The 24,835-nt window shown below is 64.2% G+C and carries 23 protein-coding genes; 5 read left to right on the forward strand and 18 right to left on the reverse strand.

Going from position 1 to position 24,835, the window contains the following annotated elements; all coding sequences use genetic code 11:
- The first annotated feature begins 185 nt into the window (after window positions 1-185).
- Complete coding sequence (locus ACSFDB_RS15115) at window positions 186-1,370, forward strand: S8 family peptidase (protein WP_440771765.1); 1,185 nt, start codon at window positions 186-188, stop codon at window positions 1,368-1,370.
- Window positions 1,371-1,647: 277 nt separating this feature from the next.
- Window positions 1,648-1,908, forward strand: coding sequence for a hypothetical protein (locus ACSFDB_RS15120; RefSeq protein WP_440771766.1), 261 nt, complete (start codon window positions 1,648-1,650; stop codon window positions 1,906-1,908).
- Window positions 1,909-1,939: 31 nt separating this feature from the next.
- On the opposite strand, the gene ACSFDB_RS15125 is transcribed toward ACSFDB_RS15120, so the two are convergent.
- From ACSFDB_RS15125 to ACSFDB_RS15185, 13 genes are all read right to left on the reverse strand, one after another.
- On the reverse strand, window positions 1,940-2,383 hold the full coding sequence (locus ACSFDB_RS15125; protein ID WP_440771767.1) for an SHOCT domain-containing protein: 444 nt from the start codon (window positions 2,381-2,383) through the stop codon (window positions 1,940-1,942).
- A gap of 39 nt (window positions 2,384-2,422) precedes the next feature.
- The gene (locus ACSFDB_RS15130; RefSeq protein WP_440771768.1) at window positions 2,423-3,751 is read right to left on the reverse strand and encodes a cation:proton antiporter; all 1,329 of its coding nucleotides are present in this window, start codon (window positions 3,749-3,751) and stop codon (window positions 2,423-2,425) included.
- A 117-nt stretch (window positions 3,752-3,868) separates the two neighbouring features.
- On the reverse strand, window positions 3,869-4,705 hold the full coding sequence (locus ACSFDB_RS15135; protein WP_440771769.1) for an alpha/beta fold hydrolase: 837 nt from the start codon (window positions 4,703-4,705) through the stop codon (window positions 3,869-3,871).
- Window positions 4,706-4,751: 46 nt separating this feature from the next.
- Window positions 4,752-5,879 (reverse strand): Gfo/Idh/MocA family protein, encoded by a 1,128-nt coding sequence (locus ACSFDB_RS15140; RefSeq protein ID WP_440771770.1) that lies wholly within the window; start codon window positions 5,877-5,879, stop codon window positions 4,752-4,754.
- Between the two features lie 209 nt (window positions 5,880-6,088).
- The gene (locus tag ACSFDB_RS15145; protein ID WP_440771771.1) at window positions 6,089-6,790 is read right to left on the reverse strand and encodes a sensor histidine kinase; all 702 of its coding nucleotides are present in this window, start codon (window positions 6,788-6,790) and stop codon (window positions 6,089-6,091) included.
- 518 nt (window positions 6,791-7,308) lie between these two features.
- Window positions 7,309-8,277 (reverse strand): sugar phosphate isomerase/epimerase family protein, encoded by a 969-nt coding sequence (locus ACSFDB_RS15150; protein WP_440771772.1) that lies wholly within the window; start codon window positions 8,275-8,277, stop codon window positions 7,309-7,311.
- Window positions 8,278-8,435: 158 nt separating this feature from the next.
- Window positions 8,436-9,512, reverse strand: coding sequence for a Gfo/Idh/MocA family protein (locus ACSFDB_RS15155; protein WP_440771773.1), 1,077 nt, complete (start codon window positions 9,510-9,512; stop codon window positions 8,436-8,438).
- 63 nt (window positions 9,513-9,575) lie between these two features.
- On the reverse strand, window positions 9,576-9,779 hold the full coding sequence (locus tag ACSFDB_RS15160) for a DUF8005 family protein (protein ID WP_440771774.1): 204 nt from the start codon (window positions 9,777-9,779) through the stop codon (window positions 9,576-9,578).
- A complete protein-coding gene (locus tag ACSFDB_RS15165; RefSeq protein ID WP_440771775.1) occupies window positions 9,772-10,986 on the reverse strand; it encodes an ABC transporter ATP-binding protein in 1,215 nt (404 codons plus the stop codon). Before ACSFDB_RS15165 ends, ACSFDB_RS15160 begins: the two co-directional genes overlap by 8 nt.
- A 2-nt stretch (window positions 10,987-10,988) precedes the next feature.
- Window positions 10,989-11,993 (reverse strand): carbohydrate ABC transporter permease, encoded by a 1,005-nt coding sequence (locus ACSFDB_RS15170; RefSeq protein WP_440771776.1) that lies wholly within the window; start codon window positions 11,991-11,993, stop codon window positions 10,989-10,991.
- A gap of 1 nt (window position 11,994) precedes the next feature.
- Window positions 11,995-13,008 (reverse strand): carbohydrate ABC transporter permease, encoded by a 1,014-nt coding sequence (locus ACSFDB_RS15175; protein WP_440771777.1) that lies wholly within the window; start codon window positions 13,006-13,008, stop codon window positions 11,995-11,997.
- Window positions 13,005-14,474, reverse strand: coding sequence for an extracellular solute-binding protein (locus ACSFDB_RS15180; protein WP_440771778.1), 1,470 nt, complete (start codon window positions 14,472-14,474; stop codon window positions 13,005-13,007). The genes ACSFDB_RS15175 and ACSFDB_RS15180 overlap by 4 nt, the downstream gene beginning before the upstream one ends.
- A gap of 274 nt (window positions 14,475-14,748) precedes the next feature.
- The gene (locus ACSFDB_RS15185; protein ID WP_440771779.1) at window positions 14,749-15,825 is read right to left on the reverse strand and encodes a TrmB family transcriptional regulator; all 1,077 of its coding nucleotides are present in this window, start codon (window positions 15,823-15,825) and stop codon (window positions 14,749-14,751) included.
- A 200-nt stretch (window positions 15,826-16,025) separates the two neighbouring features.
- On the opposite strand from ACSFDB_RS15185, the gene ACSFDB_RS15190 reads away from it, so the two are divergent.
- A complete protein-coding gene (locus ACSFDB_RS15190) occupies window positions 16,026-16,862 on the forward strand; it encodes a DUF8054 domain-containing protein (RefSeq protein ID WP_440771780.1) in 837 nt (278 codons plus the stop codon).
- 101 nt (window positions 16,863-16,963) lie between these two features.
- On the opposite strand, the gene ACSFDB_RS15195 is transcribed toward ACSFDB_RS15190, so the two are convergent.
- The 5 genes from ACSFDB_RS15195 to ACSFDB_RS15215 form a co-directional block, all read right to left on the reverse strand.
- Entirely contained in the window at window positions 16,964-17,992 is a 1,029-nt protein-coding gene (locus ACSFDB_RS15195) for a DUF7972 family membrane protein (protein ID WP_440771781.1), read from the reverse strand.
- A gap of 84 nt (window positions 17,993-18,076) precedes the next feature.
- On the reverse strand, window positions 18,077-18,859 hold the full coding sequence (locus ACSFDB_RS15200) for a class I SAM-dependent methyltransferase (protein WP_440771782.1): 783 nt from the start codon (window positions 18,857-18,859) through the stop codon (window positions 18,077-18,079).
- A gap of 91 nt (window positions 18,860-18,950) precedes the next feature.
- Window positions 18,951-19,568, reverse strand: a complete 618-nt coding sequence (locus ACSFDB_RS15205) for a nitroreductase family protein (protein WP_440771783.1) — start codon at window positions 19,566-19,568, stop codon at window positions 18,951-18,953.
- Window positions 19,569-19,895: 327 nt separating this feature from the next.
- Window positions 19,896-20,972 (reverse strand): methionine synthase, encoded by a 1,077-nt coding sequence (locus ACSFDB_RS15210; RefSeq protein WP_440771784.1) that lies wholly within the window; start codon window positions 20,970-20,972, stop codon window positions 19,896-19,898.
- A complete protein-coding gene (locus ACSFDB_RS15215; protein ID WP_440771785.1) occupies window positions 20,969-21,970 on the reverse strand; it encodes a 5-methyltetrahydropteroyltriglutamate--homocysteine methyltransferase in 1,002 nt (333 codons plus the stop codon). Before ACSFDB_RS15215 ends, ACSFDB_RS15210 begins: the two co-directional genes overlap by 4 nt.
- Window positions 21,971-22,223: 253 nt before the next feature.
- Here ACSFDB_RS15215 and ACSFDB_RS15220 point away from each other — a divergent pair, with 253 nt between their 5' ends.
- Window positions 22,224-23,645 carry a GntP family permease gene (locus ACSFDB_RS15220; protein ID WP_440771786.1) on the forward strand — a complete coding sequence of 474 codons (1,422 nt, stop codon included), beginning with the start codon at window positions 22,224-22,226 and terminating at the stop codon, window positions 23,643-23,645.
- A gap of 87 nt (window positions 23,646-23,732) precedes the next feature.
- Window positions 23,733-24,830: a M48 family metallopeptidase gene (locus ACSFDB_RS15225; protein WP_440771787.1), complete on the forward strand. Its 1,098-nt coding sequence runs from the start codon at window positions 23,733-23,735 to the stop codon at window positions 24,828-24,830.
- Window positions 24,831-24,835 lie beyond the last annotated feature (5 nt).

Here is a 24,835-nt window from a genome sequence, read left to right on the forward strand (position 1 = left end):
GGATCCGAGGAACGCGGTTCATACGCGCTTTTTGCCACACAACGAGCCCGTGGTGACGTTTACAACCATCTGTCTTCACACGAGTTCCGAGAAGAGACTAACTACAAACGATTAGCAAATAATTAATTATAGTTTTCCAACTTGATTGGTCTTCCCGTATGTCACACAATCCCAACCGGCGCACAGTGGTAGCAGGAATACCGACGGCAATCGGCCTCACGGCGATCGGAACCGCGAGCGCGAACGAAGAGCGGGCCCGATACGTCGTCAGCGGTGGCAACCCGAATCAGCTCGAGCGAGCGGGGTTCACGGTCGTCCACGAGATCTCGGGGGCGAACGTCTACCTCGTCCTGGGGCCCCAAAACGAGGACCCGTCGGATGCGAACGGCGTTGATGCCGCCTTCGAGGATTTCGCATACGGACTCGGCGTCCCCGAAGGCCCGACAGCGACGAACACCGAGGGCGAACTCGAGGACGAGCAGTGGGACAAGCGGCTGATCAACGCGTTCGATGCACACGAGCACGCGACCGGAACGGGGACCCGTATCGGGATCGTCGACACTGGCGTCTACGACGGCCACCCCGATCTGGGGAACGTCGACACGGACGCCAGTCGGACGTTCGTCGACTGGGAGGAGTCAGAGCACACCGGCGACGTACAGTATCACGGCACTCACGTCGCCGGCATCGCAGCGGCGACCGGAGCGTCGGGCGTGACCGGCGTCGCCCCGGACGCCGAGATCGTCTCGCTCCGGGTCTTTCCGGCGGAAGGTGACCTCCTCGCCACCGTGGGTGACTCCCTCCTCGCCCTCGACTACGCGGCCGAGCGCGGGCTCGACGTCGTGAACATGAGCATCGGAAGCCCGCCGCAGCCGCCGCGAGACAATCAGGAAGGATACCGCATCGCTCGCCAGCGAGTGGTACGCAGCGTCACCCAGCGAGGCACGTCGGTAGTGGTGAGCGCGGGCAACGACAGCCAGAACCTCCAGCAGGGTGGGTGGGTCAGCCTCTGGGGGAGCATCCCCCGAGCCTCCTCGATCAGCGCGACGACCGAAGACGACGAACTCGCGGCGTTCTCGAACTACGGGGCCAACGAGATTTCGGTCGGCGCGCCGGGAGCGGAGATCCTCTCGACGTTCGACCCGGACAACGAGGCGCTTCCCGGAGCCGAGTACGCGAGCGCCTCCGGAACGTCGATGTCCGCACCGCAGGTCAGCGGGCTCGCCGCGCTCGTGCGCGAACTCGATCCCAGCGCCAACGCCAACCAGGTCGAGAACGTGATCGAACGCGGCGCGGAGGGCAGCGGACGTGGCGACCCCGAGACCGGTGCCGGGCGGATCGACGCGCTCGAAACGGTCTTACTCGCGTAACCGAGCCGCCGACCGTTTCGACCGCAGTAGTTCGAGGCGATTCCGTGCCGTAGATGTGCGTTCGTTCGGCGCGAAGCGGACGGCGTCGGCCACTGCTCATACGTCGACCGTCCGCGTGTACGCCCACAGACCGACGGACTCAGCGAGGACGGTCCACGACCGTCGATCGGAGAATCATCGTGACGGCGGAACTCACCAATTGCCGCCCGACGACATAAAAGCGACCGTCATCTGACGCGGGGTCACTTACCCGCGTCGCCGTCGTCTTTCCGGAGACATGACCGAACTCACTGTCCCGCCGGACGCCGACGAAGAGGAAGCCGCAGCGCTCGTCCAAGAGCACATTTCCGTCGGCGACGTCGTCGAAATCTGGAAGCGGGAACGGACGGATGCCGACGATCCGGAACACTCGGGAGCGGTGACGAGTTTCGAGCCGGCATACCTCGAGATCGACGGCCAGTCACCCGAGAACAAGAGCGTCCGCTACGACGAGATCGATACGGTCATCAGAGCGAAAACGGCCGACGAGAAGGCGTAGTCGGTACCAACGACGGAAGCGTTCGCGACTCTCACTCCCGCTCGTACTCGCGCTCGCGACGGTCGTCACCGGCGTTCGTCTCCGTGGACGAACCTCCGACGTCGGCTTTTGTGAACGAACCGGCGGCGAACACGTCGTCGGGAAGGTCGTCGACCGACATCAGCCGCTCGAGGCGGTGCTCGAACTCGTCGTCGTCGATTTCACCCGCCGCGTAGCGGCGTTTGAGGTCCTCGAGCGCGTCCATTTCGGTGTTCTCTGTGTCCGGAGTTGTCTCTTCGTCGCCGAAGAACAGGTCGGCGATCTCCTCGCCCCAGAACAGGAACAGGGGCGTCAGCAGGAACCAGCCGACGATCGAAATCGCCCCAGCGAGTCCCTCGAGGCCGGTGAGTCCGGCGAGGCTGACGAGCGCGAACGTCACGACGCCGATCAGGAGCCAGAGCTCCTCGGCGACGAACTCCTCCAGTCTGGTTGCCATACTGATCCGATAATTCGCCCGGACTGTATAAAGTGGTTCTTACGGCCCGCCACCGCCCGTCCGTTCGTCGCCGGTTCCATCGTCCGTCGCGAGCGTTCGGTCGCGACGGGCGTCGAACGCGTCCATCACGACGCTGGCGGTCGCACCGTGGAGGAAAAGCGAGGCGAGGACGACGAAGCCAACGATCGCCCAGAGCCGTTCGGCGGCGACGGCGAGTTCGAGTTCCGCGAACGAGGCGTGAGCGAGCGCGAACGCCAGATAGTAAAACGAGCCGATGCCGCGAATGCCAAACGCCGAGATGATCACACGATCGCCCAGCGGCGCATCGGAGCCGACGAACCCGAGCAAGCCGGCGAGGGGGCGAACGAGCAGTATCGCCACGAGTCCGACCGCGACGTCGGGCCTGGTCAACGACGCCAACAGCCCGTCCGCGATCGCACCGCCGAACAGGACGAGCACGGTCGCCATCAGCAACCGTTCGACGAGCGACGCGAAGTCGTGGAGTTCCCGGTAATAGTCGTGTTCCCACTCGTAGCGTCGGAGTTCGAGCGCCGCGACGAACACCGCAAGAAAGCCGTAGCCGCCGAACAGTTCCGTCACGCCGTAGGCCAACAGCGTCGTCACGATCGCCTCCGCGCCCGCCAGCACTTCCGAACGGTGGGTTTCGACCGGCGCGTGGAAGACGAGCCTGGCCATCAGGTGGCCGATTACGTACCCCAACAAGAGCCCCGCTCCGATCCTGTACAGTCCGTCGAGGAGCGCCCACTCGAGGAGCCACGTTCGGCCCGCGACGTTGTCGGCCGCGGCGATGGCGATCGCGAGGTACGTAAACGGAAACGCCAGGCCGTCGTTGAGCCCCGCCTCCGACGTGAGCGAGAATCGAACGGAGCCCCATCGGTGGACGGATGCGAGCTCGTCCTCGAGTTCCGTCTGCGGCGCGCCCGCATCCACGTCGGAGGCGAGGACGGGGTCCGTCGGGGCGAGTACCGCACCCAGAAGCATCGCCGTCGCCGGGTGGAGTCCGAGCAGCGTCCAGCCGAGTACCGCGATGGCTGCAATAGTCAGGGGCATCGTAATACCGAGCAGCCGCCACGTCGCCGTCCAGTTGCGCCACCCGAAGGGGCGATCGATCTTCAGTCCCGCGCCCATCAGCGCGATGATCACGACGAGTTCGGTGAGGTGTTCGGTCACGACTGCGTTGGTCACGGGATCGATCGACGGCGTCCCCGGTATCGCGAAGAGAGCGACCCCGAGACTGACGTAGAACATCGGCAGCGAGAGCGGGCGGCTCGCCAGCAATCGCGGCAGGAGAATCGCACCCAGCAGTCCAATCGCGACGATGATAAGTGCGACGTCGTAGCCGTCCATCGAGGTCGGTATGACAGGTAGCGAAGAAACGAAGCGGCTTGCGTATCCACAATCGGGTCTCGGTCGGGCGTCCCTCGAGACGAATCGGGACGCGACGAGACGGTGTACCGAGCGGTGCTACCCGGTTTCGAGTACGTCCTCGAGGAACTCGAGCAGTATCTCGTTGAACGTGTCGGGATTGTCCTGGTTCGCGTTGTGGCCGGCGTCGGGGATCACCTCGTACCGGCAGTCGGGTTCTCTCTCCGCCCACGCGGGTGCATCGCGCGCGATGGTTCCCGTCCCGTCGTGCTCACCGTGGGTCAACAGAAACGGTTTCCGAATACGATAGCCCGGCTCGGCGTGGTGGCAGACGGCGACCGCCTTCCAGACGGTGAGAAACTCCCGCTTCGACAGTTGACAGGTCGCATTGTACGCGTAGCGTTTCGCCGCCGGTGTTTCAGCCGTGTTCTCCGCGATGACTTTTCGGAGGTGGCCGGCGGGCCAGAGCCGAAAGAGATACGGCGTGAGTCGGAGGGCGAGGTACTCGAGCCTCGGCGGAACGGTCAGTAGATCCGTCGAACCGATGATTCCGAGCGCGGTCACGCGCTCCGGATACCGGAAAAGGAGTTCCTGTGAGACGTAGCCGCCGAACGACTGCCCGACGAGGACGACCTCCTCGGCACCCAGGCGGTCGATGATCGCCATCAGATCGTCGACGACGAGAGGCACCGTGAACTCCGTGCCGATGGGTTTGGAGATGCCGTGACCCCGGATATCCCACGCCAACACGCGGTATCCGGCGTCGACCAGCGGTTCCAACTGCGGATCGAACAGCCGGTGGTCCATCGTCGCGCCGTGCGTGCAAACGACCAGCGGCCCGTCTTCCGGTCCGACGACCCAGTAGTGAATCTGCGAGCCGCCGCGCTCGAGCACGGCCGGCCGTCCCCAGTACCGTTCGTCTTCGTCCTGTGCCATATCCAGTATCGGTGATGGGGAGCGTCAAAGCAGTCCCGGTGCGGTCCTACTCGAGCGAGACCCACTCCCGAGCCTCGTCGCTCTCTTCGATGGCCGCGAGCACGCGCTGGGCGGCGAGGCCGTCCTCGAAACTCGGCTCGAACTCGCCAGCGTCGCTGACGGCGCTCAGGAACTCGTAGTTCTCGTGGACGAAGGTGTGCTCCCAGCCCAGCACGTGGCCCGGCGGCCACCAGTGGTCGACGTAGGGGTCGTCCTCGTCGGTGACCAGAATCGTCTCGTAGCCGCGATTGTCGTCCGTTCGCATCAGTTCGAGTTCGTTCAGCCGCTCGAGCGAGAACCGCAGGCTCCCTTCGGAGCCGTGGATTTCGATCGTGTGGTCGTTTTTATGGCCGGTAGCAAAGCGCGAGGCCTCGAGCGTCCCCATCGCGTCGTTTTCGAACTCGAGCTGGGCGGAGTAGGCGTCGTCGACGGTGACGGGGCGGCTCTCGTCCGAATCCGGAACCGGCCGCTCGTCGACGAACGTCTGCAGGTGGCCGCTGACGCCGACCATCTCGCCCGCGAGGTCGTCGTCGCCGACCAGGAATCGAAGCAGGTCCACCGTGTGCGCGCCGAGATCGCCGAGCGCGCCCGAGCCGGCCAGTTCCTCGTCGTTGCGCCACGACCACGGCGCCTCGGGATCGACCAGCCAGTCTTGTAAGTAGCGCCCGCGGACGTGGTGGATCTCGCCCAGTTCGCCGGCCTCGAGCAACCGTTTCGCGTACCGAATCGCGGGGACGAACCGGTAGTTGAACGCACAGCCGGCGGGCACATCGCTCCCGGCGTTCCGGGCCGCTTCGGCCATCGTTTCGGCCTCCTCGAGCGTCGGCGCGAGCGGTTTCTCGCAGAAGACCGGCGTCCCGGCCTCGAGCGCCGCGATCGAGGGCTCGGCGTGGACGTGGTTCGGCCCCAGGTTGTAGAAGGCGTCGACGTCGTCGACGACCTCGGTCCAGTCGGTCGCGATCGAGTCGAAGCCGAGTCGGTCCGCCGCGTCGGTTAACGCCGCCTCGTCGCGGCCGACGAGGACGCTGCGTTCGACGTCCGGCGCGTCCGGGAAGAACATCGGCAGCCGCGCCATCGCGTTCGCGTGTGCTTTGCCCATGAACCGATAGCCGAGAACCCCGACTTCGAGTGACATACGTACTCGTTCACAACGAGTGTAGTTAGAAGTTTTCGTCGCGAGAACCGATCCCGCGAGTGATTCGGTTCGTCGGCGCAGTCGGTCGACGCTGCAATAGGCGTCTCGCGGTATCGAACGGGGCGAACCGACCGAGACGCGGGTAGAACGAGTCGTGAGCCGATCGGGGCACTCAGTTTATTGTCGGCGTGTCCGAGTCGCGTCGACTCTCATTTGCCGTGGGAGGAGTATCGATCGAGTTCGACGACGAACGTCGTCCCTCTAGGTTTGTTCTCTTCGACCCGGAGATCGGCGTCGTATCGGTCCATAAGCGTTTCGACCAGATACAGGCCGAGACCGGAACCCGACGAATCGGTTCCCTTCACGCCGGGCGAAAAGAGCGTAGCCCGTATCGGTTCGGACAGTCCGGGACCGTTATCGGCCACCCGTACCGTTACTGTCTCGGGGTTGGTCGCCGTCGTCACCGTGATCTGCGGCGTCGGTTGATCGTTGTGCTGGACGGCGTTCCGAAAGAGGTTCTCGAACGCGCCGTTCAACGCGTCGTCCGCGGCTACGTGTCGCTCTCCGTCGTCGTTCGTCACGACGTTGAACTCCGCGTCGGGGTATTCGGCTTGAACGCGGTCCGCTGTCGTCTCGAGAGTTTCGATCAACGGAATTCGTTCTGGCTGATACTCCTCGTCAGTGTCGAGTCGACCCGCAATGGTTGCGAGTTCGGCGATGCGGTTGGCACGTTCTTCGATCTGTCGGAGCGGTTCGCCGGCGACCCGCTCGTTTTCGGCGAGCAGCTCGTCCCAGTACTGATCGGAGAGCATTTCGGTGTACCCGATTATGACCGTCACGTCGTTTCGAATATCGTGACGAAGCAGTCGATTGACGAACTCTAGCTGTTTGGTACGCTCTTCGAGTTGCATCTTGGTGTGATGATTGTTCGCGCTATAGTGGCCAATTATCAGGAAGATCACTCCACCTCGAAGCGCTGCCCTGTTGGTGATATGAACGATATCAATTAAACTCTCTTCTCGACCGATGAGTGAAAATCCGACCAAGATCGGCGTCAGTATCGCCCCGAGAAGGAACCACGCTGCGATGCGCGGCAACGCGGTGTCGTTCGTCTGAGAGAGCCGCCATCTGACGTACCAGAGCAACACTCCGAAGTACAGCAGGGGGAGCAGAAGCTTGGTCACCCGAAGATCGGTGACCGGGGCCCCGAATTCGATCCAATCCCCGATCAGTGGAACGAGGAATACTGCACCCAGTCCGATGATCATTCCTCCCCCCAGATATTCGTAGGTCAACTCTTCACGTGACATGCCCATCGTACCCTGCGGAGACGCAAAAGCCACTGCGGTGGCTCACGATGACACTCATCGCTCCTGATGTGGAACCCACACTCGAGGGGAGCACCGAAGCCGGCGGTCTCGGTTCCTCCTCACTCGGCCCAGTACGCGTCTCCGGGCTGTTCTCGGAACACCGCTCGCTCGAGGAGATCGACGGCTTTCTCGAGACCCTCACGCGAACTCGTCAGCGAGTCCTCGTGTTCGATACTCAACGCGCCGTCGTAGCCGACCATCCGGAGCGTCGAGACGATCTCCTTCCAGTGGCCCTCGCCGTGGCCGTAGCCGACCGACCGGAAGAGCCACGATCGATTCGGCTCGTCGTCGTAGGCCGTCGTGTCGAGGACGCCCTTCTCGCGGGCCTGCTCCTCGTACACTCGAGTGTCCTTCGCGTGGAAGTGGTGAATCGCGTCCCGGTCGCCGAGATACCGGATCGCGTCGGTGATCGTGATTCCCTGCCAGTAGAGGTGGGAGGGATCGAAGTTCGCGCCGACGCGCTCGTTCGTCTCCTCGCGCAGGCGATCCATCCCGTGGGGTTCGTAGACCAGCATGTTCGGGTGCATCTCGATGGCGAGGTCGACGCCGTGCTCGTCGGCGTAGGCGGCGAGATCCGACCAGTAATCGACCGCGACGTTCCACTGATACTCGTGGGCGTCGGCGTGTTCCGACGGCCACGGCGCCGTAATCCAGTTCGGGACCTCGTCCTCAGGACCGCCGGCCGGCAGCCCGGAAAAGCAGGTAACCGTGTTCACGTCGAGCTGGTCGGCGAGCCGAATCGCCTCGCGGAGTTCGGTGTCCGCCTCGGCTGCCTGCTCGTCGTCCGGATGTAACGGGTTGTTGTGGGTCGCGAGCGCGCTGATTCGCATCCCGTAGGTCTCGAGCAGCTCCGCCAACTCGGCCTGTGCGTCATCGTCGTCGAGGTACTCCCGTCGAACCAGGTGGTCGTCCCCGGGATAGCCCCCGACGCCGGGTTCGATCGCGTCGACGCCGATATCGGAGAGGTACGCGAGCGCACCCTCGAGCGATTCGTCCGCCAGCGGTGGCGTGTGTACACCGATGTCCATACGAATCAGTAGCGGAGCCACCGGCAAATATATTTCTATCGTTTGTAGTAAAAAGAAAATCGCAGTAGCGACTACGCCGTCGTCGATCGACCGACGGCCCATGTCGACCGATCGACCGACGGCCCATGTTGGCCGCCTGCGACGGCTCCCTCGAGCGATTAGGCGTCGTCGAGTGCGACCGACCGCCCGTTCTCGCTCGAGCGGTAGATCCCGTCGACGATCCGCTGGACGGTCAACGCCTCCTCGACGCTAGAGCCCGCGTCGCCGCCGTTCTCGATCGCGTCGAAGAACGCGGCCTGTTCGTCGCCGTGCGTGTCGTTCTCGCGGGTCTCGACCGTCGTATCCAACATGTGGTCGGTGACGTCCGCGCTCGCGGAGTGGATGGTGAGGTCGTTCGTGAGGAGGTCGAACCGCGCGGCGGCCTCCGTTCCGCGGACGACGAACTCGTGTGTCGGCGGCCGGTTCGTCGCCCACGCAACCTCGAGCGAGATCGTTCGGTCGCCGGCACAGCGGACGAACGCGCTCGCGGAGTCGTCGACGTCGAACGCGGCGGCGCCCTGGTCGTCGCCCCACATCTCGAGGTAGGAGTACTCCTCGCGGGAGCCGAACTCCGAGCGGGTGACGCCCGAGACCTCCTCGACCTCGGGGTAGCCAAGCAGGTACAGCGAGAGGTCGATAGCGTGCACGCCAAGATCGATGAGCGCGCCGCCGCCGGAGATCTCTCCGCGAGTGAACCACGAGCCGCGGCCGGGAATGCCCCGGCGACGCACGTAGTTCGCTTCGACGTGTGTTACCTTCCCGAGGTCGCCGCGCTCGATCCGGTTCTCGAGGAGTCTCACGGCGTTCATGAACCGGTTGTTGAAGCCGATCATGCACGTTCCGCTGCTTTTCGCCGCGGCCTCGCTGATCCGCGCCGCGCTCTCGACGGTGTGACCGAGCGGCTTCTCGAGGAGGACGTGAAGGTCGCGTTCGAACGCGGCGACGGCGTACTCCTCGTGGAACTTGTTTGGCGTGGTGATGACGACGGCGTCGACGTCGTCGTAGAGCGCGTGGTGGTCGGCGTAGCTTGTGGCGCTGTACTGGGTCGCGAACCGCTCTCGCGCCTCCGCGGAGACGTCCATGCCGCCGACTAACGGCACGCCGAGGTCGACGAGCCGTTCGGCGTGGTGGTGGCCGATGTTCCCGAGGCCGACGATTCCGGTCGGGACCGCCGGCGACGCTGATTCCCGCGTCATCGATCCTCCGGGCGGTCAGTTCGGCCGGCGATGGCCGCGTGTCGGCGGGCGATGGCGTTCTGCTCAGTACAACTGCTCTTCGTTCTCTTTGCGTTCATTGTCTTCTCGTTGTTGCTGTTTCTGCGTTTTTCGGCCGTGACGATACTGCCTGACTCCCGGGATGATCGTGTTCTTCACGTCGAGGGCGAACGAGACGATCCCGTAGATCCAGAAGAAAAACAGGACGGTCAGTCCGCCGTAGTAGACGATCGGCACCAGTTCACTCATGCTGCCCACCCGATTCCGCTTCCGTCGGCGTCGGCTCCGCCTCGGCGGCCGTCGGCCGAGACGATAGGTCCGCGATGCCGTGCGTGATCGCCGTCCCTGAACCCGTCTCGAACAGGTGGATCTTCGAGCGATCGAAAACGACCGACACCGATTCGTCCGCGTCGATGACGGTGTCGGGATCGACGCTCATCAGCAACTGGTTCGAGGCCGTCGATACCTCCTCGCTGGTCATCATCTCGCTGCTCGTGTCGTCGAGCGAGAGGTAGACGAAAATCTCGTCGCCCATCGGCTCGAGGACGTCCGTTCGCGCCTCGATCACCTCGGACGCGCTGTCGACGGACTCCGCGTTCTTCGTGAGGTAGATATCTTCGGGTCGGATCCCCATCGTCACGCCGTCCCCGACGGCGGACTCGAGGTCGGCGGCGGCGAACTCGAGGTCGAAGTGATCGGTCCGCAGGCCGGCGGCGGCGAGTTCGCCACGGACGAGGTTCATCGACGGCGAGCCGATGAAGCCCGCGACGAACAGGTTCGCGGGCTCGTTGTAACAGACCAACGGCGGGTCGATCTGCTGGAGTTCACCGCTGTTGATGACCGCGATCCGATCGGACATGGTCATCGCTTCGGCCTGGTCGTGGGTGACGTAGATGATCGTCGTATCCAGCTGTTTGTGGAGCCGCTGGAGTTCCGTTCGCATGTGGACGCGGAGCTTCGCGTCCAGGTTCGCCAGCGGCTCGTCCATCAGGAAGACGTCCGGTTCGCGAACGATCGCGCGGGCGATCGCGACCCGCTGTTGCTGGCCGCCGGACAGCTCGTTCGGCATCCGGTCTAACATCCCCTCGAGTTGGACGATATCGGACGCCCGGTCGACCCGGCGATCGATCTCGTCTGTGTCGTACTTCCGCAGTCGGAGGCCGAACGAGATGTTCTCGTAGACGTCCATGTGCGGGAACAAGGCGATGTTCTGGAACACCATCGAGACCCCGCGGTCTTTCGGCGGCAGTTTCGTCACGTCGGTGTCGCCGATGTGGACCGTCCCGTCGGACGGTTTCGTGAGCCCGGCGATGGTCTCCATCGTCGTCGACTTCCCACAGCCCGACGGGCCGACGAGACAGATGAACTCGCCGTCCTCGATGTCGAGGTTCATCTCGTTGACGGCGACGATGTCTTCGTAGCGTTTCGTAACGTCGTTGAGTCGTACTCGTGCCATTGTTACTCTTTGAGTGCTCCGTCAGTGAGTCCGCTGACAATCTTTTCCTGCGCGACGACCACGAGGATCAACATCGGTAACACGCCGACGATGCTCGCTGCAGCCATCAGGTTGAAGTCCGTCGTGTACTGCGTTTGGTAGCTCAAGATTCCGCCCACCAGCGGCGACCACTGCTCGGGCTGGTTCTGGAGCGCCATGATCGAGCTGAAGAAGTACTCGTTGTAGACCGCGATGAACGTCAACACGGCGGCGGTCGCGACGCCGGGTGCCGACAGGGGCATGATCACGCGGAACAGCGCGCCGAGTCGGGTCGTCCCCTCGACGCGCGCCGCGTCCTCTAACCCGTCCGGAATCTGGGCGTAGAACGTGGTGAGGATGAAGATCGCCAGCGGCAGGAACAGCGCGCTGAAGGGCATGATCATCGAGCCCGGCGTGTTGACCAACCGCGGCGGTTCGAACAGCTCGATCCCCAGAAACGGAACGACGACCGCGTTCCCGAGGAACGCGTCGAACAGCGGGATCAGGAACGCCGCCGGCGGGAAGTACGAGACCGCCAAGATGCCGAGCATCATCAGCCCGCGGCCGGGGAACTCGAGTCGACCGAAGACGTAGCCCGCGAGGCTCGCGAGGATCAGGACGATGACCGTCGTCGCCGTCGCGAGCACGAAGCTGTTGAACACGTAGAGGTGGAACGGCACCTGCTGGAACACCTCCACGAAGGAGGCGACGTTGAATCCCTGCGGCGTCGGGAACGGAATCTCGCCGAGAAGCGGGACGGTCACGTTCCAGTCGCCACGCGTAATCGCGCCACTCGGGGTCAGTGCCAGCACCAGCAGCCAGTAGAACGGGAACAGCGTCGTGACGAGGAAAAACGCCGCCGCGACGTAGAACAGGGCCCGGTACAGCCGCTTGCGCTTTTCGGGATCGTTGACGACGCCGTGGGTCCACCGTTCGAGCGGCCCCATCTCGTCCGTCGACTGTTCGGCCGGCTCGGATGCGGTCGTCATTTCAGAACCCCTCCCTGTACTGCTGGTAGATGACGCCCAGAACGGCGATGCCGATGATTCCGGCCGTCACGAACGCGACGGCGGCCGCGAGACCGCGGTTCGTGTCGAACGTCGCGACGACCATACACGAAAGCGACGGGACGGTCGTACAGCCCGACACCGAGTCGATGAGGCCGTAGATCCGCATCGCGTCGATCGTTCGGAACAGGATCGCGATGCCGAGCGCCGGCAGCACCAGCGGGAACGTGATGTACCGGAACTGCTGCCACTTGGACGCGCCGGCGACCTTCGCCACGTCGTAGAGGCTTCGGTCGATGCTCTGGAGTCCGGCGAGGATGAGCAACGCCATGAACGCCGTCGTCTTCCAAATATCGGCGACCGTGATGATCAGCAGCGAACTGAACGGATCGTTGAGCGTGTTGGATCCGGCGATGATCCCCCAGTCGGACAGCGGCCCCGTCAGGAAGCCGGCGCTCGGATGGAACATCAGGTAGAAGATCATCCCCTGAATGACGATCGGGATCGCCCACGGGATGATGATCGCGGCGCGGACCCACCGGCGGCCCCGGAACTCCTGATCGAGGACGAGCGCCTGTCCGAAGCCGATGATCGTCTCGAAGAAGACGCTCACGACGGTGAAGATGATCGTCACCGCGAGCGCGCTCCGCAGCAGTCCCTCGAAGTGGACGAACGGGAAACTCCCGCTGGTGCTGACGCCGGGGAGGAACGTGGTCGATCCGGGGAACCGCGCGTCGGCCGTGCCCGTGAGCAGTTGGACGTAGTTCTCGAGGCCGACGAACTCCGGATCGGAGAGGACGTTCTGGTACAGCGACAGCTCGAACGTCCGCAAGAGCGGATACAGCGCGACCGCACCGAGCAGGAGCATTACCGGCGTCAACAGCAGGTACGCGAACCCGGTTTCGCCGAGGTTCTCCATCCAGCGCGTGATCGCGACGACCGGCCCGGAGCGGTTCGACTGTCGGGCCGGGCCGGTCGTCCGGTCTTCGGTGCTCATCCTTGCTCTTCGATGTCCTCGAGTGCGTCCTGGAGGTCCGCTGCGGCGTCCGCAGGACTCTTGTCGCCGGCGACGGCGAGGTTGACTTCCTCGGCGATTCGACTGGACTGGTTCGACCACACCGTCGTCACCGGACGCGGCATGGCGTTCTCACCGGCCACGCGAAGGGTGTCGATGTAGTTGCCCATCGGCTCGACCTGTTCCGCCTCCTCGGTCTCGAACAGGTGTGGCTTCGGCGGGATCCAGCCCCAGAGATCGAACATGCCGAGGTTGAACTCGTCGGTCATCGTCGCCCGGATAACCTCGAGTGCCTCCTCCTTGTTCTCGGAGTTGGGATTGAGGACGATGTGCCAGCCGCCGAGCGCGGACGTCGATCCGCCGGTTCCGGGCTGGGCGGCCTCGTCCTCGCTCACGGCGTAGGGCATCGGCATCGCGCCGTAGTCGTCGACCGTGAGGTCGTGGTCCTCGCTCTCGAGGTTCGAATTGATCGCGTAGGGCCAGTTGCGCTGCATGACGGCGTCGCCCTCGAGGATGGCCTCGCGGGCGTCTTCCTCCTGCCAGGAGGTGATGTTCGACGTCGCGAGTCCGAGCGGGTACTCGTCCTCGAGGGTATAGTCGTCCGCCTCCTCGGCGACGAACGTCCGCATCATCTCTAGCCCTTCGACGAACTCCGGTTCGTCAACGGTCACGTCGCGGTCCCCAACCGGGCCGAACAGGTTGTCGAAGCCGCCGAAGTAGGCGCCGCCGAACGAGGACATGACCTCGTTCCACGTACAGCAGGCGGTACCCTCGTACTGGTCCCACTGGGTCGCGAGTCCGTACTCGGCGTCGGAGGCCTCGACGATTTCTTCGGTAACCTCGGCCCACTCCGACCAGGTCATCGGCTCGGTGGCCCACTCGTCGAAGTCCTCGTCGTCGTACCCCGCCTCCCGCGCGTAGTCCTTGCGGTACTGCATCGTCGGGTAGTCCGGGAAGATCGGGACCCCGTACAAATCGCCTGAGTCCGGATCTCGGGCCGTCTCGGTGAACGACTCGAAGTACTCGTCGTCGACCTGCGAGAGATCCTCGTCGTCGAGTTCCTCGCTCAGGTTGGCGATCTGGCCGCGCTGGATGAAGACGTTCACCCAGCCGTTGTCCATCAGGAACAGGTCCGGCTGGGTTTCTTCGGCCTGCAGCAGGTTCGTGTAGGCATCTCGTCGGTCGCCCGTGTCCTCGTCGCCGGGCTGCAGCCGAACGTCGATCCCGTCGGCACCGTTCTCCGCCAGCAGGTCGAGGATTTCGTCGCCGACCGCCTCCTCGGCGTTCGGGTCGATCCCCCAGACGACGGCGTCATCGGACGCCTCGCTCCCGTAGATACAGCCCGCCAGGCCGACGGCGGCCCCGCCTGCACCGGCTGCCTTGACGAACGTTCGCCGCGAGACGTTCGAGTCAGTTCGACGACTCCCCTGTGAGTGCTTGCCAGACATATAAGGAGACATGATAGATATTACTATTTATATCTAATGGTCAGTGTACAACAGGTGTAGTTAATCGCAATCAACACACTCACTGGAAGGCGATAATCTCCGACTTTCGGGCGTCTCGAAGGCTCTCAGCAAGATGTATCCGCCCCGCATATCGAACGTCGCGTTCCGATTGCCGCCCAATACAGTAGCTGGTTTCGCAAACAGAACTCACGTACAGCGCTGAGTTGGAGCCGCATTCGAGTCGTAAAAACCAGTGGTCGAACCGACCGACACCTCACTCGAGCGACTCGATCGTAATCCGAATCGCCTCGAGATCCTCGAGCATCGCGCCCCAGCCGCCGATCGTGGTGCGCTCGTCGCCGTTCTCGATCGTGATCGCCGCCTTCCCCGCGAGCTGTGAGAGTGGCATCACGCGTTCGTCACTGGCAGAGACGCCGGCGTACGCGACGTCGGTGATCGTCCCCCGTTTCGTTACCTCCCGCCCCGTTCCGGTTTCGAACCCGACGACCGTCGCCTCGATCGTCACGCCCGCCTCGAGCAGCGGTTCGACGTCCCGAAGACACTGCCGCAGATCGACGTACGTGATCGGTGGTTCGTCGCGCCGGGCCGAGTAGATCGTCTCGTGGACCTCCCAGAGGCAGGTGAGGAAGTACCAGTGGAAAACGTACGCGTGGGTCCGATCGTTGACGATCATGCCGTACTCGTTCGTCGAGTCGCCGTGGGGGGAAAAGCAGGTCCACGACCGGTCGATCAGCGCCAGAAACGGCGACGGGAGGTCGCGGTAGCGCGCCTCCGTACAGGCGTGGGCCAGCGCGTCCGTCGGCGGCAGCGCCGGCTCCGCGCCGAGGTCCGGAAACAGGCAGACCTTCACGTCGACGTCGTTCTCGAGCGCCGTTGCGAGGGCGTCCGAGAGATCGGCGAACTGTCCGGGCGTCAGGCCGATCTGGACCTGATTGCTGGCCTCGCGGATCAGTTCGTCGGCCCGCGCCAGCACCGTGTCGAGGCGCTTGACGATGCTCACCTTGTGCTCCTCGATATCGGGTTGACTCCAGCGATCCTCGATCTCCCCGGCTGCCGTCTCGAACCGATCGGCGCGGGATCGGAGATCCGTAAGCACCTCCGCCGGATCGTGGGCTCGGGCGTGCAGACTGTCCTGTTCGTAGGTTTCGATGTACCCCTGCTCCTCGAGCCCGCGCAGCACGTCGTAGATCCGCGGATCGGGAACCGAACTCGCCTGCGCGATGTCGGTCGCCGAGGCGGAGCCGAGCTCGAGCAGCGTCACGAACGCGTCGGCCTGGTACGGCGACAGCCCCGCGTCCTCGAGCGTCTCGACGAGTTCCTCAGCGTCCATCGGCACTCATCCTCCCGAAGCCGTCACGCGACTCGCTCGACCACTGCCGGCGGGCCGGCCGGAGCCGTTGGCGTGCAGCCGGGACGTGTTCTCTGATACGCTTCGCATACTCGTCCATGTGCAGTCAGATATAACACGTGTTGTAAAAACCTGTTGTTGAGACAGTACACTGAAGGGGATTCGATCGGAACGCACGGCGTATGTCCGATCCGCTCGAGCCGATTCGGCGACCCGAGTACACCGGTGAGAATCGCTGTTGGCCGTGTACGATCACCAACAGTGTGGTGCTCGCCGTCCTCGTCGCCGTCGCCGCGCTCCGGGGACGTCGACGCCTCGCCGGTGCGGTCGCCGTCGTCGGGGCCGTCGCGATCGCGCTTCGCGGCTACCTCGTGCCGTACACGCCCCGATTCGCCCCGCGGTTCGTCGCCGCGCTCCCGATCGATCCGTTCCACCGCGAGGCGTCGGCCGGCGACGGCTCGCTCTCGGATGCGGGTACCGAAACCAACGACGCGACGCGAGCACAGCCGTCCGGCGAGGAGATCGTCGCCGGACTCGTCGAAGCCGGCGTCGTCGAGTTCCACGGCGACGAAATCGCCCTCGATCCCGACTTTCGCGACGACTGGCGACGGGAGATGCGAACGCTTCGCGAGACCGATCTCGCCGGTCTCACGCGCATCGCCGATCGTCAAACCGACCCGTCGGTCGACGCGCAGTCGCGGCGCAGTTGGGGCCGGTCCGTGATCGTCCTCATGCCCGAAACGGGCGCACCGGTCACGCTCTCGCGCGGAATCGCCATCGCCGAACTCGCCGCCGCGCGCGCCCTCGAGTCCCGCGTCGAGTCCGACGCGGTCCGTCGCGCCGCGGGTCGGCCGCTCCGAACGATCCTCGAGCGCTGTCCCCTCTGTGACGAGGAGTTGACAATCAGTCGCTCGAGTTGCTGTGGCGAGGTGACGCCGGTCGGTAGCCTCCCGTCGGAGAAGCTGGTCTGTCCCGCCTGCGACGAACGGTTCTACACGTTCGAGGACGCCGACCGCTGATCGGTACAGCCCGAAAACCTCGAGCACTGATCGGTACAGCGTGAAGATCCCGAGCGCCGATCGGTGTGATCGGAGCGACGTCCGCTGCCCGACCCCGACGCCTACTCCTCCCAGTCAATCGCGTCCGTTCGTTCCGCGTGCCGGAGGATGAACGGCCCGAGCGAGCCGGTCCGCTTCGAAATCGTCGCGATCCGCAGCACGTAGGCCGCGAGCAGAAAGAACGGGACGAGCGCGATGGTCGTGCTGGCGCTGACGACCCACACCATGTTGTCCACGCCGAGCACCGCCCCCGGAACCGACGCCGGATCGAGATAGAGCACCGTCGCTGTCGCGACGACCACGCCCGGCAGTCCGGCGTAGACGATCGACCGCGTGAGGTGGACGAGTTCCCACTGGAAGTACAGCGATTTAAAGTGCTCGAGCGCCGGCCCGAACAGCGTCAGGACGTCGATAAGCTCGTCGAACGCCTCGTATTCGTCGGCGGCGAGCATGTCCTCGTGCTCGTGACGGAGCCGCCGAACGGCGTAGATCTTCCAGGAGTAGTTGTAGTTCAGCCCCGATCGGAGGACGCCGAACTCGCCGAAGTCGGACGTCTCGAGCTGTGAGTAGATCTCGTCGGAGTTTCGGCAGACGTTCTCGACCAGTCGTTCGGTCCGGCGGCGGAGGACGTCGTCGTCGCTGTCGGCGACGGCCGCTTGCAGGTCTTCGGCACGGTCGCTGCTCGTTTTGACGAGCGCCTGCAGGAACTGCGAGGGATCGGGCGGGCCGACCGATCCGAACAGGGCCTCGACGTTGCGTCGGTACTCCATGGCCTCGTCCATCCACCGCTGCTGGTCGCCCAGCCGCCCGAGTTCCTGCGAGAGCACCAGCTGGTTGATCGAGACGACCAGCGTCACGCCCGTAAGAATTGCCGCGATCAGGGCCTGGAACGCCGTGTTGACCGGCGTCCCGTGCGCCATCGCCTCTCGAAGCGGCACGGCGACTGCACCGAGCGCGACGAACGCAACGAACGCGACGACGGACAGCAGTCCCGCGAGGAGCCACCGGTTCGCATCGAGCAGAAACCAGTGGGCGACCCGACTCTCGCCGGTTCGTCCTCGGAGCGTATCGGTCGAGAACGGATCGTCCATACGGACCGTTCAGGACCCGGCCGAAAAGTGGTTGAGCCTGAATCGCGGACTCGAGCGATCTTCGGACGAGGCGGCGATAACGGCTCAGAGACGGACCGCACGAAACCGAAGCCGGCGATAGTCCGCCGTCCACGTCTCCTCGTCGCGGTCGTACAGGCTCGCCTCGAGTCGATCCTCCACGGCCCCGATCACGGCCGCTTGCTCATCGGCAGGCACCGGCTCGAAGAGGCTGTCACCGAACATCTCGAGCCAGTTTCGGAGCCCGTCTTCGCCCGCCTCGAGTTCGGTCGGTCGATCGAACAGGCGCGCGAAGCGGACCTCGAGCCCGTGGTCCTCGAGCCGGCCGGCGTACTCGCCGACGCTCGGGAAGTACCACGGGCTCTCGGCGTCGTAGCCGCGGCTCTCGAGTTCCGCGAGCGTCGCCTCGACGATCCGCTCGACGTTCCCCGTTCCGCCGAGTTCGGCGACGAATCGACCGCCGGGTCGGAGCGCATCGCGAACGGACCGGAGGGTAGCGTCCTGTTCCTCGTCGGGAATCCAGTGCAAGGCGGCGTTCGAGAAGACCGCGTCGAACGGAGCGTCGAACGACATCGTGCGGGCATCGGCGCGGACGAACTGCGTCTCCGGATGCGCCTCGCGGGCCCGTTCGATCATCTCGGCGGCGCTATCGACGCCGACTGCGGTCGCGCCGGTGGCCGCGATCCGGGCCGTGAGGTGGCCCGTGCCGCAGCCGAGATCGAGGATCCGTTCGTCGGCCATCGCCTCGAGGCGTTCGAGCACGTCAGTTCCGTACTCGGCGACGAACGAGTGGTTCCCGTCGTAGTCGTCGGCGTCCCACCTGTTCGAGTCGGCTGTCTCGTCGACCATACCGGAGACAACCGAGCGAGAACGCTTGATGATTGCCCTCGGCCGAGGTCGCTGGGGACGGCGCAGAAAGTCGCTCAGGATGCGACGACTGTCACTCGAACCGTCCGCGGTGGACGATCTCCTCGAGATCCTTGCGACCGCTCGGTTGTTCGCGCTCCCGAAGGTCCTCGGACAACGCTTCGGGCGGTGCGTGCTCACCGACCGCGAACATGGCCTCGACTGCGAACTCCTCGGGAACCTCGAGTTCGTCAGCCGCGCGCTCGTAGTCGAAGCCGGCCATTCCGTGGACCGCCAGGCCTCGCCGCGCGCCCTCGAGCGCGAGGTTCTGCCAGGCCGCGCCGGTGTCGAACGAGTGCGTCGGCGCCGGTTCGCCGTTGTGGTCGAACGTCGTCTTCGAGACGATGACGCCGAGTACGGCTGCGTCAGTTGCCCACACCTGATTCCCTTCGGTGAGCAGGTCGACGAAGGTGTCCCACTCGTCGTCGTCGCGAGCGGCGTAGACGAACCGCCAGTGCTGGTTGTTGAACGCCGAAGGGGCCCACCGGGCGGCCTCGAACAACGGGAGGTACTCGTCTTCCTCGAGCGGTTCACCGGTCATCGCATACGGCGACCAGCGACCGACGAAGAGCGAAGCGACGTCGTGTTCGGGGTCGCGGTGCTCGGTGGCTTCCTCGCGGAGGTCGGGTTGCGTCGGTGCGGTTCGTTGCATTACGCGCCCGTTCGTAGCAGCACTACATATTCATTTTTAGACATGGATGCTACCAGGTAACGGTCACGTCCCCGTCTCGTGTGTCCATTTGGCAACCGGTACAGAACTATCTATTTTAATACTAATTACCGATCCGAACCGCCCGGTCGAACGTCTTAGGTTCGCTTGCTCCCCTCGATCGGGCCACCCGAGAGCCGACCGACGTCGCAATCGATGCAGATGACAGCGATCGAAATGTAACGAGCTATAGAAACCGAACCGAACGCGGAAACGGACGGAAAAACGAGAGACGAGAGACGAGCTGCGTCGAACTAATCGCTCGAGCGTTCAGTCGTCGGCGGGCGTCGGCGCACCGCGTTCGATATCGATGTTGCCTTCGTCGAGATCGGCCTCGACGTTGCGAGTTGCTTCGACCATGTTCGCCATCTTACCGTAGGCGACCTCGCGGGGCAGGAGCTTCACACCACAGTCCGGGGAGACGACGAGCTGTTCCGGCGGCACGACCTCGAGGCCCTTTTTGATGTTCTCCTCGATCTGCTCGACGGACTCCACCTCGGCGACGTGGACGTCGGTGACGCCGAGTGCGAGGTCGGCAGTAAACTCGGGGTCCTTGAAGACGTCGAGCTGATCGTAGTCGCCGTTGGCGAGTTCGAGGTCGAACTCGTCGACGGGGTAGTCGAGGATCTCGGGGTAGATCCGCGAGTAGTCGCCGTAACAGACGTGCAGGCCGATACGGACTTCCTCGGGGATGTCCGCGACGATGTGCTCGAGCGCCTCGCCGACGATGGCGTGGTCGTCGGGCGTGGTCGCAAGCGCGGGCTCGTCGATTTGGATGTAGCGCGCGCCGGCCTCAACGAGCTTCTCGACTTCCTCGTTGACGAGATCGGCGAGCGCGAGGGTGAGTTCGTCGTCGTCATCGTAGGCCTCGTTGAACGACCAGTTGGCGAGCGTGTAGGGTCCCGTGATCGGCACCTTCACCGGTCGGTCCGCTGCCTCGGCGGTAAATTTGTACTCGTCGACGAGCCAGGAGTCGGTGTACTCGACCTCGGACACGACGGAGGGCTTGTCGAAGTAGTTGTGGCCCCAGACCTTGACGGGGCCGTTGAACTCGTAGCCCTCGATCCGGTGGGCGAAGAACTCGACCATCTCGTTGCGCCGCATCTCGCCGTCGACGACGGTATCGAGACCCGCGCGCTCGTGTTCGTTCGTGATGAGGCGAGCGGCGTCGTCTTTGGCCTCCTGATAATCGTCTTCGTCGAAGCTGTGATCGGGGTCCTGATAGAGCTCCTTCGCACGGTTGAGCCACTTTGGCTTCGGATAGCTGCCGACGACGCTCGTCATAATGAAGTGGTCGTTCTCGTGGTCCTCGGGTCGGAACTGATCTCGGTTTTCGTTCGTGCTCATGCGGCTGTCACCTCCGCGAGGTCCGCGGCTTCGGCAAGCGCCTCGAGTTTCTCCTGATACTTCGCGTACGGCAGGTAGAACGTCTCCGTGTTCGTCGTCAGGTAGACCGTCTCGAACTCGGTCACCTGCAGCTGATCTTCGACCCAGTCGACGCGGTCGCGGATCGCTTCGGGATCCTCGACGAGCGTGTTCTGGCCGTCGGCGAGGCCGAGCGAGATGTCGCCGGTCGCGCCGTACTCCTGAATGTTGTAGATATTGTCGTCCTGATTTGCGACGAAGTCGAAGCCGACCGCATCGATGTCCGCGTCGAGCAGGTGGGCGTAGACCTTCTCCTCGAGTGCGCCCCAGTAGGGCTGGACGACGACGTCGGCATCGGTTGCGCTCGCGACGCGATCGATCGCCTCGCTCGCGCGCTCGTCAGCGCCGTCTTCGGGCGGCTCCTCAACGAGGGATGGCTCGAGCAGGAACAGCGTCTCGTGGGCGGGGAAAGCGTCGACCTCGCCCGCGAGGAAGTCGGCGATGGCGCCGAGGAACTCGGCGTCGTCGCCGTACTGTTCGTCGGTGGCGAGGTCGGCCAGCGAGTACGGGCCGGGGAGGACGGCCTGCAGGTCGCCGTCAGTCACCTCGCTTGTGGCCTCGAGTTCGCTCGCGACGTCACCCGAGAACTCGAGTTCGTCGGAGACGACGGGCTCTCGATAGAAGTTGTTGTTGTCGTAGTAGCGGACGATCCCGCGGGTCTCGACGGCATCGTGGACGGCCAGCGGGTGAGCGAGCATGTCGTCCCACCGGAGCTGTCCCTCGACGATTCGGTCGAGTCCAGCGTTCTGTTGGTCCTCGATCACGTCGCTACGGGCGTTCTCGTAGGCGGCGGCGATCTCTCCGTCCTCATCGCCGCCGATGAGATCGTGTTTCTGGTGTCCCTTCAGGTCCGAGAGGTCGTCTTTCGCCCAGTCCGGGAGCGGAAAGAGCCCCGGCGTGGTCGAAACGTACTCAGTCATCGTGAATGCGACGTAGGCTATACCGACGCTTAATATTTTCCATATCAATAAATACGTGGCAGTAATCGTCAGTGAGCTAATCGAGTGCGATATCGCTTTCAGAGTCACCGTTGTCGTCCGTCGAGCGACGCGAAATCGATACCGTAACAGCATACGAGTATTCGTGACCTATTGTTGTATTAATATGAAAAGTTAGATGCTTACACAGTCACGAATACCTAATTGTTATTTACCCGGTGCTTGATGGCAGCGTATGGCGTTCGAAAATCCCCTGATTGTCTTTGCAATCGGGTTGATTGCCGTAATCGCGCTACTCGTGTGGCTTCGATTACCCGCCGTACTGGGTCTCGTTATCGCCGGCCTCATCGTCGGTATCGCGACGGCCGAGGTACCGCTCGGTGACGTCCCGTCCGAGTTGGCCGTCGGCCTCGGTGAGACGTTCGAAGGGGTCGGTATTCCCATCTTGATGGCTGCGATCATCGGGAAGGCGATGATGGAGAGCGGCGCTGCGGAACGGATCGTTCGGGCGTTCCAGTCGAGGCTCCGCGAGGAACGGTCCTATCTGGCGCTGTGGGGGAGCAGTACCGCGCTGTCGATTCCCGTCTTCTTCGACAACGTGTTCTTCCTGCTGACGCCGCTCGCGCGCTCGATGCGGGCCCGCACCGGCCGCGACTACGCGCTGTACATCGCCGTCATCGGCGCCGGTGCGGCGACGACGCACGTCCTCGTCCCGCCGACGCCGGGCCCGCTCGCGGTCTCGCTCGAGCTCGGAGCCGATCTCCTGTGGACGATGGTCATCGGTGCGACCGTCGCTATCCCGACGGCGATCGTCTCGGGGATCCTCTACGGCAAGTGGATCAATCGCCGGCTCGACGACATCCCGCTCCGTGAGACGGTCGGATCGACCGCCGAAGACGTACACGAACTCGCGGAGCGGAAGACGTCGGCGCTTCCCGGTGTGTTCGAGGCCTCGCTGCCGATCCTGCTCGCGGTCGTCCTCGTCGCGTCGAACACGACGCTCGACTACTTCATCGATCTGGCCGATGCCGGCGTCTTTCCGTTCGACATGATCCACGGACCACTCGAGGCAGCACAGCCGGCCGCGGCCTTCGTCGGTGATCCGAACTTCGCGCTCACCGCGGCCGCGCTGGTGGCCGCGCTGACCTACCTGCGTATTCGGAACCTCGATCGGGACGTCTGGAACGACGAACTCGTCGAGGCGCTCAAAAGCGGCGGTCACATCGCGGCGATCACCTCCGCCGGCGGGGCGTTCGGTGCCCTGCTCGCGGCGTCCGGTATCGGTGATTACATCGTCGAACTCGTCAGCGTCGGCGGCGCCGGTATCTCAGTGCTGATCTCAGCGTGGGTCATCGCGGCGGCGATTCGAATCGCACAGGGCTCCGCGACGGTCGCGATGATCACGACGGCGGGGATCATGGCGCCGCAGGTACCGGAACTCGGCGTGAGCGCGGTCTACCTCGCGCTGATTATCGGTGCCGGCGGCAACATCTGCTCGTGGTTCAACGACAGCGGGTTCTGGCTCATCAAGGAGATCGGTGGGCTCACGGAAGCCGAGACGGTGAAGATCTGGACGGTGCTGACCACGATCATCTCGGTGACGGCGTTCATTATCATCATCGCAATGGCAACGGTGATTCCGAACGTACCGGCCTGATCGATTCGAACGGTTTCCGTCCGCCGCTTTTTCCGCAGACACCTTGGAACGCGTACCATTTTGTAGCGGGAGTGTGACACGCCTCGTATGGTCTCCGAGTCGCCCCGTACTCTTCACATCCGACTGGGAGTGACGCTTGCCGTCGTCGCACTCGTCGCTATCGGGATCGTCACGCTCGTCGCTCGAATCCTCTACGCCGCGGTGACGGCGACCGGACCAAACGTCGCCGCATCGACCCCGGTGGTCGCCGGAACGCTCGTTCTGGCGGCGGCACTTTTCGCTCTCGCGTACGTCCGCTACGGCTACCGACGAACGCTCGAGAACGCCGACGCTCGTCCGCTCGACGTGGACGGCGTGGACGATGCGTACGGACTCGAGGCTCGCGTCCGGCGGTTCGCACTCGCAGCCGGGGTCGAAGCACCGACTGTGGCGATCGTCGAAACGGACGAGGCCACCAGTTTCACCGCCGACAACGGCACTGCCGCGACCGTCGTCGTCACGCGGGGTCTACTTGAGGCGCTTGCCGAATCCGAACTCGACGCGGTACTCGCCCACGAAGTTGCTCATCTCGCGAACCGGGATACGATACTCGCAACGGTGGTCGCGACGATCGGGTCGGTCTCCGAGGGACTGTTCGCCCGCGAGCGACGCCTCGGCGAGTGGATTCGGTTTCTGCTCGCGATGGGGTCGGTTACGCTCGTCCTCCTGCTCGTCGCGGTTCCCGTCGTGGTCCTCTCGATCTGTTACCTGCTCGTCAGCGTTCTCGCCCGTCTCATCCTCGCCGTCAACGCGATCTGTATCGGCCTCCACGCACAGACCCGAGAGTACGCTGCCGACAGGGCTGGTGCCGAACTCGTCGGAGATCCCACTGCGCTCGCCGCCGCCCTCGAGACGCTCGAGGAAGCGACGCCCCGCGAAGACGCACGGAGTCGCCACGCGACCGCGACGCTCGGGATCGTGTCGCGACAGATATCGGCCGACCACAGACGTTCGCCCCCGACCGAGTCGTCGATCGCCCGCTGGGTGCCGGCCGGCGACAGCGAGTTGAAAGGTGCGCGAATCGTTTCCGGGCTATCGCGAGTGTTCGGCCGTCTCGGGCGCGCCCTCGAGTGGCGACCCGCGACGCATCCGCCGACTGAAAAACGAATCGAGCGGTTGCTCGAAATGGCTGACGAGACCGAGTGACCCGC

This window comes from Natronorubrum amylolyticum (genome assembly GCF_052040145.1).
Taxonomy (GTDB): Archaea; Halobacteriota; Halobacteria; order Halobacteriales; family Natrialbaceae; genus Natronorubrum.

What these genes read in the sequence shown, in the direction of transcription:
- ACSFDB_RS15120 (WP_440771766.1), top strand. Translation starts at nt 1,648, where the DNA reads ATGACCGAACTCACTGTCCCGCCGGACGCCGACGAAGAGGAAGCCGCA.
- ACSFDB_RS15125 (WP_440771767.1), bottom strand. Translation starts at nt 2,383, where the DNA reads ATGGCAACCAGACTGGAGGAGTTCGTCGCCGAGGAGCTCTGGCTCCTG.
- ACSFDB_RS15130 (WP_440771768.1), bottom strand. Translation starts at nt 3,751, where the DNA reads ATGGACGGCTACGACGTCGCACTTATCATCGTCGCGATTGGACTGCTG.
- ACSFDB_RS15135 (WP_440771769.1), bottom strand. Translation starts at nt 4,705, where the DNA reads ATGGCACAGGACGAAGACGAACGGTACTGGGGACGGCCGGCCGTGCTC.
- ACSFDB_RS15140 (WP_440771770.1), bottom strand. Translation starts at nt 5,879, where the DNA reads ATGTCACTCGAAGTCGGGGTTCTCGGCTATCGGTTCATGGGCAAAGCA.
- ACSFDB_RS15145 (WP_440771771.1), bottom strand. Translation starts at nt 6,790, where the DNA reads ATGCAACTCGAAGAGCGTACCAAACAGCTAGAGTTCGTCAATCGACTG.
- ACSFDB_RS15150 (WP_440771772.1), bottom strand. Translation starts at nt 8,277, where the DNA reads ATGGACATCGGTGTACACACGCCACCGCTGGCGGACGAATCGCTCGAG.
- ACSFDB_RS15155 (WP_440771773.1), bottom strand. Translation starts at nt 9,512, where the DNA reads ATGACGCGGGAATCAGCGTCGCCGGCGGTCCCGACCGGAATCGTCGGC.
- ACSFDB_RS15160 (WP_440771774.1), bottom strand. Translation starts at nt 9,779, where the DNA reads ATGAGTGAACTGGTGCCGATCGTCTACTACGGCGGACTGACCGTCCTG.
- ACSFDB_RS15165 (WP_440771775.1), bottom strand. Translation starts at nt 10,986, where the DNA reads ATGGCACGAGTACGACTCAACGACGTTACGAAACGCTACGAAGACATC.
- ACSFDB_RS15170 (WP_440771776.1), bottom strand. Translation starts at nt 11,993, where the DNA reads ATGACGACCGCATCCGAGCCGGCCGAACAGTCGACGGACGAGATGGGG.
- ACSFDB_RS15175 (WP_440771777.1), bottom strand. Translation starts at nt 13,008, where the DNA reads ATGAGCACCGAAGACCGGACGACCGGCCCGGCCCGACAGTCGAACCGC.
- ACSFDB_RS15180 (WP_440771778.1), bottom strand. Translation starts at nt 14,474, where the DNA reads ATGTCTGGCAAGCACTCACAGGGGAGTCGTCGAACTGACTCGAACGTC.
- ACSFDB_RS15185 (WP_440771779.1), bottom strand. Translation starts at nt 15,825, where the DNA reads ATGGACGCTGAGGAACTCGTCGAGACGCTCGAGGACGCGGGGCTGTCG.
- ACSFDB_RS15190 (WP_440771780.1), top strand. Translation starts at nt 16,026, where the DNA reads ATGTCCGATCCGCTCGAGCCGATTCGGCGACCCGAGTACACCGGTGAG.
- ACSFDB_RS15195 (WP_440771781.1), bottom strand. Translation starts at nt 17,992, where the DNA reads ATGGACGATCCGTTCTCGACCGATACGCTCCGAGGACGAACCGGCGAG.
- ACSFDB_RS15200 (WP_440771782.1), bottom strand. Translation starts at nt 18,859, where the DNA reads ATGGTCGACGAGACAGCCGACTCGAACAGGTGGGACGCCGACGACTAC.
- ACSFDB_RS15205 (WP_440771783.1), bottom strand. Translation starts at nt 19,568, where the DNA reads ATGCAACGAACCGCACCGACGCAACCCGACCTCCGCGAGGAAGCCACC.
- ACSFDB_RS15210 (WP_440771784.1), bottom strand. Translation starts at nt 20,972, where the DNA reads ATGAGCACGAACGAAAACCGAGATCAGTTCCGACCCGAGGACCACGAG.
- ACSFDB_RS15215 (WP_440771785.1), bottom strand. Translation starts at nt 21,970, where the DNA reads ATGACTGAGTACGTTTCGACCACGCCGGGGCTCTTTCCGCTCCCGGAC.
- ACSFDB_RS15220 (WP_440771786.1), top strand. Translation starts at nt 22,224, where the DNA reads ATGGCGTTCGAAAATCCCCTGATTGTCTTTGCAATCGGGTTGATTGCC.
- ACSFDB_RS15225 (WP_440771787.1), top strand. Translation starts at nt 23,733, where the DNA reads ATGGTCTCCGAGTCGCCCCGTACTCTTCACATCCGACTGGGAGTGACG.